At 60.6% G+C, this 12,259-nt stretch carries 10 protein-coding genes; all 10 read left to right on the top strand.

The features are described from left to right. The first annotated feature begins 93 nt into the window (after positions 1–93). The 10 genes from AWB77_RS00745 (at position 94) to AWB77_RS00700 (ending at position 12,104) form a co-directional block, all read left to right on the top strand. Complete coding sequence (locus tag AWB77_RS00745; RefSeq protein WP_061132497.1) at positions 94–1,260, top strand: ABC transporter substrate-binding protein; 1,167 nt, start codon at positions 94–96, stop codon at positions 1,258–1,260. A gap of 238 nt (positions 1,261–1,498) precedes the next feature. Next, positions 1,499–2,671, top strand: coding sequence for an ABC transporter substrate-binding protein (locus AWB77_RS00740; protein WP_061132496.1), 1,173 nt, complete (start codon positions 1,499–1,501; stop codon positions 2,669–2,671). Between the two features lie 98 nt (positions 2,672–2,769). Next, on the top strand, positions 2,770–3,825 hold the full coding sequence (locus tag AWB77_RS00735; protein WP_061132495.1) for a branched-chain amino acid ABC transporter permease: 1,056 nt from the start codon (positions 2,770–2,772) through the stop codon (positions 3,823–3,825). 4 nt (positions 3,826–3,829) lie between these two features. Continuing rightward, positions 3,830–5,602, top strand: a complete 1,773-nt coding sequence (locus AWB77_RS00730; RefSeq protein ID WP_061132494.1) for a branched-chain amino acid ABC transporter ATP-binding protein/permease — start codon at positions 3,830–3,832, stop codon at positions 5,600–5,602. Next, positions 5,602–6,369, top strand: coding sequence for an ABC transporter ATP-binding protein (locus tag AWB77_RS00725; RefSeq protein ID WP_061133094.1), 768 nt, complete (start codon positions 5,602–5,604; stop codon positions 6,367–6,369). The genes AWB77_RS00730 and AWB77_RS00725 overlap by 1 nt, the downstream gene beginning before the upstream one ends. Positions 6,370–6,523: 154 nt before the next feature. Then, positions 6,524–8,488, top strand: a complete 1,965-nt coding sequence (gene mnmG, locus AWB77_RS00720) for a tRNA uridine-5-carboxymethylaminomethyl(34) synthesis enzyme MnmG (protein WP_061133093.1) — start codon at positions 6,524–6,526, stop codon at positions 8,486–8,488. Beyond that, a complete protein-coding gene (rsmG, locus tag AWB77_RS00715; protein WP_061132493.1) occupies positions 8,485–9,150 on the top strand; it encodes a 16S rRNA (guanine(527)-N(7))-methyltransferase RsmG in 666 nt (221 codons plus the stop codon). Before mnmG ends, rsmG begins: the two co-directional genes overlap by 4 nt. A 77-nt stretch (positions 9,151–9,227) precedes the next feature. Next, positions 9,228–10,007, top strand: coding sequence for a ParA family protein (locus tag AWB77_RS00710; RefSeq protein WP_061132492.1), 780 nt, complete (start codon positions 9,228–9,230; stop codon positions 10,005–10,007). Positions 10,008–10,052: 45 nt separating this feature from the next. Beyond that, the gene (locus tag AWB77_RS00705; RefSeq protein WP_061132491.1) at positions 10,053–10,955 is read left to right on the top strand and encodes a ParB/RepB/Spo0J family partition protein; all 903 of its coding nucleotides are present in this window, start codon (positions 10,053–10,055) and stop codon (positions 10,953–10,955) included. Between the two features lie 12 nt (positions 10,956–10,967). After that, positions 10,968–12,104, top strand: a complete 1,137-nt coding sequence (locus AWB77_RS00700; RefSeq protein WP_061132490.1) for an SLC13 family permease — start codon at positions 10,968–10,970, stop codon at positions 12,102–12,104. Positions 12,105–12,259 lie beyond the last annotated feature (155 nt).

Here is a 12,259-nt window from a genome sequence, read left to right as displayed (position 1 = left end):
CCCATCGGTCGGCGATTCGGCTTGGCGCAAAAAACTCGCGCATATTCGCAGGCGGTTCTTTACTCAGACATACGAATTACGGGGCGCAGATCGATGAAGTTGGCTTTACGGGGTAAGGCGGTCGCAATGACTGTCGCGGCATTATCGGCGGTAATCAGCAATCAGGTTTTGGCGGACGTGAAAATCGGCGTGACGGTTTCGGCAACGGGTCCGGCGGCGTCGCTCGGCATTCCGGAAAAGAACACGATCGCGTTATTGCCCAAGGAAATCGCCGGGCAGAAGGTGGAGTACATCGTTCTCGACGACGCCACCGATTCCACTCAGGCCGTCAAGAACGCGCGCAAGCTGACGAGCGAAGATCACGTCGATGCACTCGTCGGCTCGACCGTCGTTCCCAACTCGCTCGCGATGATCGACATCGCCGCCGAAACGCATACGCCGATGATCTCGATGGCCGCAGCCGCGAGCATCGTCGAACCGATGGACAGCAAGCGCGCGTGGGCCTTCAAGACGCCGCAGAACGACATCCTGATGGCCACGGCGATCGCGCAGCACATGTCGAATCACGGCGTGAAGACGGTCGCGTTCATCGGCTTTTCGGATGCCTACGGCGAGAGCTGGTTCAAGGAATTCTCGAAAGCCGCCGATCTCGCGAAGGTGAAGATCGTCGCGAACGAGCGCTTCGCGCGCAACGACGCCTCGGTGACGGGCCAGGTGCTCAAGATGATGTCGCAGAACGCGGATGCGGTGCTGATCGCGGGCGCGGGCACGCCGGCCGCGCTGCCGCAGAAGACGCTCAAGGAGCGCGGCTACAAGGGCAAGATCTATCAGACGCACGGCGTCGCCAATAACGACTTCCTGCGCGTGTGCGGCAAGGACTGCGAAGGCACGTTCCTGCCCGCTGGACCGCTGCTCGTCGCGGAGCAGTTGCCCGACAGCAATCCCGTGAAGCAGGCCGCGCTCACGTACAAGAAGGCGTATGAAGGCGCATATGGCGCGGGCTCCGTGTCGACGTTCGGCGGCCATGCGTGGGACACGGGCCTCATTCTGCAGCGCGCGATTCCCGTCGCGTTGAAGAAGGGCCAGCCGGGCACGCAGGCGTTTCGCGACGCGTTGCGCGGCGCTATCGAAGAGACGAAGAATCTGCCTGCGTCGCACGGCATCTTCAACATGAGCGCGAACGATCACTCCGGACTCGATCAACGCGCGCGCGTGATGGTGGAGATCGCGGGCGGCAAGTGGAAGCTCTCGGGCAATTGACGGAGCCGCATGTGAATTGATTCGGAGAACCAAGGCGCGTCGTTTCGAACGCGCCTTTTTTCTGCGCCGGGTAGTGAACGTCCCAGAAAAGAAGAGGGCGCGAACGGTCAGGGAAAACGAGCCTTGGCACGCAGTGACGCGGTAAATAGATTGGGGCGGCTCTTTGGGTAGCCAGGGAAGCGGCATCGATAACAACTCGCAGCAACGCACCGTCAGTGTGCGCGTTTGGAGACAAGCAATGAAAACGAAGAAAGCATGGATCAAGACGGGCATCGCGCTCGCCATCGCGGGCAGCGCGCTTGCAGGGGCAGGCGCGGCGCTCGCGCAAGTGAAGATCGGCGTGACGCTCTCGGCGACAGGACCGGCCGCATCGCTCGGGATTCCCGAGAAAAATACCGTCGCGCTGTTGCCGAAGGAAATCGGCGGGAAGTCGGTCGAATGGATCGTCCTCGACGATGGTTCCGACACGAGCCGCGCCGTTCAGAACACACGCAAGCTGATCGATGAAGATCACGTCGATGCCATCGTCGGCTCGACCGTCACACCGAACTCGCTCGCGATGATCGATCCGACCGCCGCCGGCAAGACGCCGATGATCTCGATGGCCGCATCGGCCGCGATCATCGCACCGATGGACGCGAAGAAAGCGTGGGTCTTCAAGACGCCGCAGAACGACGCGCTCATGGCCGATGCCATCGCGAGCTATATGGAGAAGCACGGCGTGAAAACGGTCGGCTTCATCGGCTTCGCGGATGCCTACGGCGACGGCTGGTACAACGTGTTCAACACGGCGGCCACGGCGCACAAGCTGAAGATCGTCACGAACGAGCGCTTCAACCGCACGGACACATCCGTGACGGGCCAGGTGCTGAAGACGATGGGCGCGAACCCGGACGCGGTGCTGATCGCGGGCGCGGGCACGCCGTCCGCGTTGCCGGCGAAGGCGCTGAAGGAGCGCGGCTACAAGGGCAAGGTCTACCAGACGCACGGCGTCGCCAACAACGATTTCCTGCGCGTCTGCGGCAAGGATTGCGAGGGCGAGATTCTGCCCGCCGGTCCTGTGCTCGTCACCGAGCAACTGCCGGAAAGCAATCCGGTGAAGAAGTCGTCGGCGGCCTACAAGGATGCTTATGAGAAAGCCTACGGCGCGGGTTCGCTGTCGACGTTCGGGGGCCACGCGTGGGACGCTGGACAGATGCTTCAACGCGCAATTCCCGAGGCGCTGAAGAAGGGCCAGCCGGGCACGCCGGAATTCCGCGAAGCGCTGCGCGCCGCGCTGGAAAACCTGAAGGATCTGCCGGTGTCGCACGGCATCATGAACATGACGCCGACCGATCACAACGGCTTCGACAATCGCGCGCGCGTGATGGTGCAGATCGTCGACGGCAAGTGGAAGCTGCTCAACGACTGAGCGCCGCCGGACATTTTTTCGGCTTATTTTCAAGACAGACGGCGCACCGGTAACGGCGCGCCGTTTGCCATGTTTCGTGCAAGCTCCGAAGAGGAAGTATGGACTTATCGATTGCGGCGATCCTCGCGCAGGACGGGATCACCACGGGCGCGATCTACGCCTTGCTCGCGCTCGCTCTGGTGCTCGTGTTCTCCGTGACACGCGTCATTTTCATTCCGCAGGGCGAGTTCGTTGCGTATGGCGCGCTCACGCTGGCCGCGTTGCAGACGCAGAAATTGCCCGCTACCTGCTATCTGCTCATCGCGATGGGCGTCGGCTGCTTCGTCGCTGAAATTGCCGGCATTGTTCGGCATCCTGCGCGATATCACCAGATCGGCCGTTTGCTTGCCATTCTGGCGGGCAAGTATCTGCTGTTTCCTGTTGCGGTGTGGGGCATCACGCAGGCCGTTTTCGCGCAACCTCTGCCGATGATCGCGCAGATTGCGCTGACGTTGTTGATCGTCGTGCCGATGGGGCCGTTCGTCTATCGCCTCGCGTATGAGCCGATCGCTGAGGCGAGCACGCTGTTGCTGCTGATCGTCGCGGTGGCGGTGCATTTCGCGATGGTCGGTCTCGGCCTCGTCATGTTCGGCGCGGAGGGCTCGCGCACGACAGCATTCTCCGATGCCACGTTCAATCTCGGCAGCGTGTCGATTTCCGGGCAGAGCTTGTGGGTCGTGGGGACGGCGGTCGTGCTGATCGTCGCGCTCTACTTCTACTTCGATCGCTCGATCTCAGGCAAGGCGCTGCGCGCGACGTCCGTGAACCGGCTTGGCGCGCGGCTCGTGGGCATCGGCACGACGCAGGCAGGGCGTCTCGCGTTCACGCTTGCAGCGGGCCTCGGCGCGTTGTGCGGCGTGCTCGTCGCGCCGATCACGACGATCTACTACGACTCGGGCTTTTTGATCGGCCTGAAGGGTTTCGTGGGCGCGATCGTCGGCGGTCTGGTGAGCTATCCGCTCGCGGCGGCAGGCTCGATCCTGGTCGGTCTGCTCGAATCGTATTCGTCGTTCTGGGCGAGCGCGTACAAGGAGGTGATCGTCTTCACATTGATTATTCCGGTCCTGCTGTGGCGAAGCCTGGCGAGCCCGCATTCGGACGAGGACGAGGAGTAAGCCGATGAAATTCCGCTCTTTCTGGATCTTTCTGCTGATCGTTTTCGCGTTGCCGATTCTGCCGGGACCGGTCGCCGTGCCCGAGTACTGGATCACGCTGCTGAACTACATCGGCCTCTACTCGATCGTCGCGATCGGGCTTGTGCTGCTGACGGGTATCGGAGGGATGACGAGCTTCGGGCAGGCCGCGTTCGTCGGCGTGGGCGCGTATGCGACGGCTTTCCTGACAACGCGCTACGGGGTGTCGCCATGGCTCGCGCTAATCGCGGGCGTCGTGCTGACGGCGTTCATCGCACTGTTGCTCGGCCTCATCACGATGCGGCTTTCCGGGCACTTCCTGCCGCTCGGCACGATTGCGTGGGGACTGTCGCTGTTCTACCTTTTCGGCAACATGGAGTTGCTCGGCAAGTACGACGGCATCAACGGCATTCCGGTCCTGAGCGTGTTCGGGTGGGAGCTCGAATCGGGCCGCAGCATCTACTACCTGATCTGGGTCGTCGTGCTGCTTGCGGTGATCTCTGTTCAGAATCTGCTTAATAGTCGACCGGGCCGGGCGATCCGCGCGCTGCGCGGCGGCGGCACGATGGCCGAAGCGATGGGCGTCAACACCGCGTGGATGCGCGTGGTCATCTTCATCTACGCGGCGGTTCTGGCAGCGATTTCGGGCTTCCTGTACGCACACCTGCAGCGCGCAGTGAATCCGACGCCGTTCGGGCTGAATCACGGCATCGAATTCCTGTTCATGGCAGTGGTTGGCGGCGTTTCGCATGTCTGGGGTGCGATTCTCGGCGCGACGATTCTCACCGTTCTACAGGATTACCTGCAGACGCTGCTGCCGAAGCTCATCGGCGCGAACGGCAATTTTGAGATCATCGTTTTCGGTGTGGTGATGGTGCTGTTGCTTCAGTATGCGCGGCAGGGCGTGTGGCCCTTCGTGGCGCGTATCTTCCCGCGCGGCCCGCGAGCACACGTGCCGGAAAATGGCGAAAATTTTCCGCAGCGCAGCAAACCAGCGGCTGGCGAGCGCTTGCTCGTCGTCGATAAGGCGCGCAAGCAGTTCGGCGGACTTGTCGCGGTCAATGATGTGAGTTTCGAGGTCAATGCGGGCGAGATCATCGGACTGATCGGTCCGAACGGCGCAGGCAAGTCGACGACGTTCAATCTCGTGACTGGCGTGCTTCAGGCAACGAGCGGCGCGATCAGCTTCCACGGCGAGCGCATTGAGAAGCTGACCTCGCGAGAAATTGTCAAGCGCGGAATCGGCCGTACGTTTCAACACGTCAAGATGCTGCCGGGGATGACCGTGCTGGAGAACGTTGCGATTGGTGCCCATCTGCGAGGCAAAACGGGCGTGTGGCGCAGCGTCGTGCGGTTGAACGCCGCGGAAGAGGCGCGATTGATGGCCGAAGCTGCGAAGCAAATCAAACGCGTTGGGCTTGAGAAACATATTTATAGCGAGGCCGGCAGTCTCGCGCTTGGTCAGCAGCGGATTCTTGAAATCGCACGTGCGCTCTGCTGCGATCCGACGCTGCTGCTTCTGGATGAACCGGCTGCGGGTCTGCGTTACCAGGAAAAGCTGCAACTCGCCGATTTGCTTCGCAAGCTGCGCGCGGAAGGAATGAGCGTGCTTCTGGTTGAGCACGATATGGACTTCGTGATGAATCTAACCGATCGGCTAGTGGCGATGGAGTTCGGCACCAAAATCGCAGAGGGACTTCCCACCGAGGTACAAAAAGATCCCGCGGTTCTCGAAGCATACTTGGGCGGAGTGGAATGATGTCGAAAGAATCGAACGCAGTCGCTAATCCGATTCTGACGGTCGAAGGCTTGTCAGTGCGCTATGGCAAAGTGGAGGCGCTGCACGACGGGAAGCTGACCGTTGGGGCGGGGCAGATCGTCTCCGTGATCGGACCGAACGGAGCAGGGAAGTCGACCTTACTCAACGCGATCATGGGCGCCTTGCCCCAAACGGGACACGCAAAGGGCAGCGTGCGTTATCTCGGCGATGAAATTTCCGCGTTGGCGATCGAGCGCCGGGTGTCACGTGGAATGTGTCTTGTACCGGAGAAGCGCGAATTGTTCGCGACGATGGCGGTCGAGGACAATCTGGTCCTTGGCGCCTATCGTCGGAAGAAGGCGGGCGAGCGCAACTATCTCGATCAGCTCGATCACGTGTTCCAGCTCTTTCCCCGACTGAAGGAACGTCGAAAGCAGGCGGCTGGAACGTTGTCGGGCGGAGAACGCCAGATGCTGGCCGTGGGGCGCGCGTTGATGGGAAAGCCTCAGGTTCTCATGCTCGACGAACCGAGCCTTGGACTTGCCCCGCTGATCGTTAAAGAGATCTTTCACATCATCAGTGCGCTCCGGCAGACGGGTGTCGCGACCTTGCTGATTGAGCAAAACGCGCGGGCTGCGCTGCAGATCTCGGACTACGGATATGTTCTTGAGACGGGCGAGTTTGCACTCGAAGGCAATGCCAACGCCCTCCAGCATGATCCGCAAGTCATCGAGACCTACCTTGGCTTGACAAAAAAAGTCGCATAGACGCGACACTCTCCGCTCTCAGCGATGGCGTGTTTCACGTGAAACACGCCATTTTTTTGCTTCGGTTGATCTGCCGAATTCGAGTGCGGAAGGAAACCGTTATAATTCGAAGCTATCTTCTCTCAGGTTCGTGTCGTTCGCACACGAGATCTCAATGCTTTATCCCACAGAATTTGATGTGATTGTCGTCGGTGGCGGTCACGCAGGCACCGAAGCCGCGCTTGCGTCGGCCAGAATGGGCTGCAAGACGCTGCTTCTGACGCATAACATCGAGACGCTCGGCCAGATGAGCTGCAATCCGTCGATTGGCGGCATTGGCAAAGGCCATCTCGTCAAGGAAGTCGATGCCCTTGGCGGTGCGATGGCGGCTGCCACGGACGAATCAGGGATCCAGTTCCGCATCCTCAATTCGTCGAAGGGACCTGCTGTTCGGGCGACCCGCGCTCAGGCAGATCGAATTTTGTACAAGCAGGCGATCCGTCATCGGCTCGAGAATCAGCCAAATCTGTGGCTGTTCCAGCAGGCAGTCGATGATTTGATGGTTGAGGGCGATCGCGTTGTCGGCGCTGTGACGCAGGTCGGACTGCGTTTTCGTGCGCGCGCTGTCGTACTGACCGCCGGGACATTCCTCGACGGGAAGATTCATGTCGGCCTCAACAACTACGTGGGCGGACGCGCGGGCGATCCGGCAGCCGTATCGCTTTCGGCTCGGCTCAAGGAACTGAAGTTACCGCAGGGACGGTTGAAGACTGGCACGCCGCCGCGTATCGACGGGCGCACAATCGATTTCTCGAAGCTCGAAGAACAGCCAGGCGACCTCGATCCAATCCCGGTGTTCTCGTTCCTTGGACGCGTTGAGCAGCATCCGCGTCAGTTGCCGTGCTGGGTCACGCATACGAACGCGCAGACGCACGACATTATCCGATCCGGGCTGGACCGCTCGCCGATGTACACCGGCGTGATCGAAGGCGTTGGACCGCGCTATTGCCCGTCGATCGAGGACAAGATTCATCGCTTTGCCTCGAAGGATGCGCATCAGATCTTTTTGGAGCCGGAAGGGCTGACGACGAACGAGTTTTATCCGAACGGCATTTCGACGAGCCTTCCCTTCGATGTCCAGCTCGATCTGGTCCGCTCGATGCGCGGTCTAAAGCACGCGCATATTCTGCGTCCGGGCTATGCGATCGAATACGACTACTTCGATCCGCGTGCGCTGAAGGCGTCGCTCGAAACGAAAGCGATCAACGGCCTGTTCTTTGCGGGCCAAATAAACGGTACGACGGGTTATGAAGAAGCGGCTGCGCAGGGCTTGCTGGCAGGAATCAACGCCGGACTTCAGGTGCAAGGGAAGGATGCGTGGTCGCCGCGCCGCGATCAGGCTTATCTCGGCGTACTCGTCGACGATCTCGTGACGCGTGGCGTGTCGGAGCCGTATCGGATGTTCACGAGCCGTGCGGAGTATCGTCTATCGCTGCGGGAAGACAATGCGGACATGCGTTTGACAGAGGTCGGACGTGAGTTGGGCGTCATCGATGATGTCCGTTGGGACGCGTTTAGCCGAAAGCGCGATGCTGTTTCACGTGAAACAGAGCGCCTTCGCACGACTTGGGTTAATCCGAAGACCTTGCCGGCGGAAGAGGCGACGGCCCTGCTCGGCAAGCCCATCGATCACGAATATAGCCTTGCCGACCTGTTGCGCCGCCCCGGCGTTTCCTACGATGGAATATGCACCCTCCGCGATGGCGCGTGCGGCCCTGAAACACCGTTGGCCGACGATGCAGTTTTACTGACGCAGATCAAGGAACAGATTGAGATCGGCGTGAAGTACCAAGGTTACATCGACCGGCAGGCAGACGAAATCGTCCGGAACGGTGCGCAAGAAAACACCCGCCTCCCCGCTGCGCTTGATTACAACGAAGTCCGTGGTCTTTCTTTCGAAGCTCGCCAGAAGCTGATGCAGCATCGTCCCGAGACCATCGGCCAAGCGTCGCGTATTTCGGGGATCACGCCGGCTGCGATTTCGCTACTCATGGTTCATCTGAAGCGTGGCGCCGGTCGACGCGGCCGTAATGCATCCGGCGATGACTCGGCCAGCGGCAATTCGACGGCAGTTCAATGACCGAACGCAACTATCTCCTGTCGACGACACTCGAGAAGGGCGTCGCTGAACTCGGACTGACGCTGTCTGAATCGCATAGTCAGAAGTTGCTCGATTACGTGGCGCTTCTTGCCAAGTGGAACTCCGTCTACAACCTGACGGCTATCCGCGATCCGCAGCAAATGCTTACTCAGCATATTCTGGATTCGCTGGCAATCGTGCCTGCCGTGTCAGTCCGTAAGCCAGCGACCGCGCTGGACGTCGGATCGGGCGGCGGACTTCCCGGCATCGTGCTGGCGATCGCGCTGCCTGAATTGCGCGTCACATTGAACGACATTGTTCACAAGAAAACCGCTTTTCAGTCGCAGGCAAAAGCTCAGCTAGGTCTGACTAATTTGTCGATCGTGACCGGACGTGTCGAAAGTTTACGTCCGGGCATTGAAGTCCCTGGAAAATTCGATGTAATCGTGTCGCGCGCATTCGCAGAACTTTCCGATTTCGTTACACTTTCGCGTCATCTGGTTGCGGACAATGGAAGGATTCTCGCGATGAAGGGTGTAAAGCCCGACGCGGAAGCCGCCCGCGTGCCGCCGGGCGCCACGGTGCTTGGCATCGAGCGCCTGAGCGTGCCGATGCTCGACGCGGAGCGGCATCTCGTCGAAATCGCTGTCGAACCGATATGACAGTCCGCCGTAAGGTTTCCATCCGGCATTCCAGACACGCTGATCTTCTGACAGCGAAGAAACGAGGACACTAAACGATGGCAAAAATCTTCTGCGTCGCAAATCAGAAGGGCGGCGTTGGAAAGACCACCACGGCGGTCAATCTCGCGGCGAGTCTCGCGGGACTCGGCCAACGTGTGCTGCTGATCGACCTGGATCCGCAGGGTAACGCGACGATGGGCAGCGGCATCGACAAGTCGGCATGTGAAAACACGGTCTATGAAGTGCTCGTCGATGGCGTCACACTGCGCGAAGCCCGTACGCGTCCGGAAGCCGTCGGCTATGACGTCCTGCCGGCAAACCGCGAGCTCGCAGGTGCCGAGGTCGAACTCGTGGACATGGAAAATCGCGAGCGCATTCTCCGGGCTGCCATCGAGGAAGTAGTTGATGACTATGACTTCGTACTGATCGATTGCCCTCCGGCACTATCGCTGCTGACGTTGAACGCGTTGTGCGCAGCACATGGTGTGGTGATTCCGATGCAATGCGAATACTTCGCGCTGGAAGGTTTGTCGGACCTCGTGAACACGATCAAGCAGGTTCACGCGAACCTGAACCGCGACTTGAAGGTGATTGGTCTTCTTCGCGTCATGTTCGATCCCCGAATTACGCTGCAGCAACAAGTGTCGGATCAATTGAAGGAACACTTCGGCAGCAAGCTGTTCGATGTCGTGATCCCGCGGAATGTGCGTCTCGCCGAGGCGCCGAGCTACGGGCTGCCGGGCGTCGTGTTCGACAAGTCATCGCGCGGCGCGCAGGCATATATCCAGTTCGGCAATGAAATGATCGAGCGCGTGCGTGCGCTCAACGTGAACTAAACAAACCCATTCGATGCGGCACGGAACGCCGATGGAGGAACCGAAATGAGCGCTGTGATGAAGAAGAAGGGTTTGGGCCGAGGTCTGGATGCGTTGCTCGGCGGCAGCGTCGACATTACGGAAGCCGTGCGCGGTGAAGGCACGCCCTCCGTGTTGCCGCTCGACAAGTTGCAGGCGGGCAAGTATCAACCGCGAACGCGCATGGACGAGGGCGCGCTTCAGGAGCTTGCAGCAAGCATCCGCGCGCAAGGCCTGATGCAACCGATTTTGGTGCGCTCGGTCGGCGACGAGCACTACGAGATCATCGCGGGCGAGCGGCGTTTCCGTGCGGCACGCCTCGCCGGTCTCGACGAAGTTCCCGTGCTCGTAAAAAACGTGCCAGATCAGGCGGCCGCCGCGATGGCGCTGATCGAAAACATTCAGCGCGAAGATCTGAATCCACTGGAAGAGGCGCAAGGCATCCAGCGTCTGCTCGATGAGTTCAGCTTCACGCACGAACAGGCGGCCGAGTCGGTCGGACGCTCGCGCAGCGCGGTCTCGAATCTGCTGCGTCTTCTAAATCTTGCGACGCCCGTCCAGACGATGCTCCTCGCCGGCGATCTCGACATGGGCCACGCCCGCGCGCTGCTCGCCGTCGATGCCGCGACGCAAATCCAGCTTGCCAATCACGTCGTGAATCGCCGTCTGTCGGTGCGTGAAACGGAACGCCTTGTCGCCGCCACGACAAAGGAAGCGCCCGCGACCAAGGCACGTGCAGCAAACGACGGCGGACGCGATACGCGCCGTCTCGAAGAAGAGTTGTCGGACCTGTTGGCGGCCAACGTGAAGATCAAGCTCGGCGGACGAGGGCGCGGCAAGGTCACGATCGACTTCGGCAATCTGGATTCGCTCGAAGGCATCCTCACGAAATTGCGCGGCAGCATCGAAACGCCCGCTGCGTCCGCCTGATACGCGCGCATCTTGCCCGAATTCGACGCCAAACGCACACGTTCCGACTTTCTCGCGCGCATCTGGAGAGCCGTCTCGAAAGAGCCGGTTCTCGCGATTCTCGTCGTCGCGCTCGTCGTGCTGCAAATCGCGCATCCGCGTCCTCTGGTTTCACTGCCCGGTCTCGTCGACTGGCAGACGGTCCTCACGCTCGCCGGCCTTCTGATCCTGACCAAGGCGATCGAATTATCAGGATTCCTGATGTGGGCCGCTCACCGGCTCGTGCATCACATTCATGGCGAGCGCACGCTGGCGCTGCTGCTGGTGGCGCTTGCGGCGGGCCTGTCGACCGTGCTGACCAACGATGTCGCGCTATTCGCGGTCGTGCCGCTCGCATTGTCGTTGAACAAGCTGGCGCCTCTGCCGATCAAGCGGCTCGTCATCGTGATCGCACTATCGGTCAATGCCGGCTCGATCCTCACGCCGCTCGGCAATCCACAAAACCTGTTTCTCTGGCAGACGGGCGGCGTCGGTTTCGGGGCGTTCGTTTGGGCGATGCTGCCGCTGTGCGCCGCGTTGATGGCGCTGCTCGGCATCGTGACATTCGCGATGTTCCAAGCCAAGCCGCTCGATCTTTCGGGCGATGTCGAAGCGCATCGCGTCGATCGCGTGCTGTGCGGCGTGAGCGTGCTGGCATTCGCCGCGTTCGTCGCGCTCGCCGATGCTCATCATGCCGGTCCCGCGCTCGCCGTCCTCGCGCTCGTTTTTCTGTCGTGGCATCGCGAGGTGGTCTTCGAGATCGACTGGCTGCTGCTGCTCATCTTCGTGCTGATGTTCATCGTGTTGCGCAGCGCGGCAGCGTTGCCGTCGATTCACGCGGGCATCGCGCAGATCGGCATCGATACGCCGACGCGCGCATATGCGGCCGGCGCCCTGCTGTCCCAGGCGATTAGCAACGTACCCGCGGCAATCGTGCTCGCGGAGTTCTCGAAGGACTGGCGCGCGCTCGCGTTCGGCGTGAGCGTCGGCGGTTTCGGCTTCGCGATCGGCTCGCTGGCCAATCTCATCGCCGTGAGGTTGTCGGGCGAGAAGGGCATGTGGAAGCCGTTCCACTTGGTCTCGATACCGTTCTGGATCGTGGCGATGGTGGTCGGTTGGGCGCTCGTCTGATCGTCGGGAAGTGCTTTTGGAACGCCTGAGAATCTCCTTGCAATTGCAAGAAAAGTCTCGCTTTCGAGACCGATTTTTAAGGTTCGTCTGCTTGGTTTTTGACGCACCTAAACTATTGAATCCGCGACAACAATCGCTTACAATCGCCCGGATTT

The organism is Caballeronia fortuita (assembly GCF_001544835.2).
GTDB lineage: Bacteria > Pseudomonadota > Gammaproteobacteria > Burkholderiales > Burkholderiaceae > Caballeronia > Caballeronia fortuita.
The sequence above is the reverse complement of the archived record's forward strand: the minus strand, read 5'-3'. Positions and strand labels throughout refer to the sequence as shown.

What these genes read in the sequence shown, in the direction of transcription:
- AWB77_RS00745 (WP_061132497.1), top strand. Translation starts at nt 94, where the DNA reads ATGAAGTTGGCTTTACGGGGTAAGGCGGTCGCAATGACTGTCGCGGCA.
- AWB77_RS00710 (WP_061132492.1), top strand. Translation starts at nt 9,228, where the DNA reads ATGGCAAAAATCTTCTGCGTCGCAAATCAGAAGGGCGGCGTTGGAAAG.
- AWB77_RS00740 (WP_061132496.1), top strand. Translation starts at nt 1,499, where the DNA reads ATGAAAACGAAGAAAGCATGGATCAAGACGGGCATCGCGCTCGCCATC.
- AWB77_RS00730 (WP_061132494.1), top strand. Translation starts at nt 3,830, where the DNA reads ATGAAATTCCGCTCTTTCTGGATCTTTCTGCTGATCGTTTTCGCGTTG.
- AWB77_RS00735 (WP_061132495.1), top strand. Translation starts at nt 2,770, where the DNA reads ATGGACTTATCGATTGCGGCGATCCTCGCGCAGGACGGGATCACCACG.
- rsmG (WP_061132493.1), top strand. Translation starts at nt 8,485, where the DNA reads ATGACCGAACGCAACTATCTCCTGTCGACGACACTCGAGAAGGGCGTC.
- AWB77_RS00705 (WP_061132491.1), top strand. Translation starts at nt 10,053, where the DNA reads ATGAGCGCTGTGATGAAGAAGAAGGGTTTGGGCCGAGGTCTGGATGCG.
- AWB77_RS00725 (WP_061133094.1), top strand. Translation starts at nt 5,602, where the DNA reads ATGTCGAAAGAATCGAACGCAGTCGCTAATCCGATTCTGACGGTCGAA.
- mnmG (WP_061133093.1), top strand. Translation starts at nt 6,524, where the DNA reads ATGCTTTATCCCACAGAATTTGATGTGATTGTCGTCGGTGGCGGTCAC.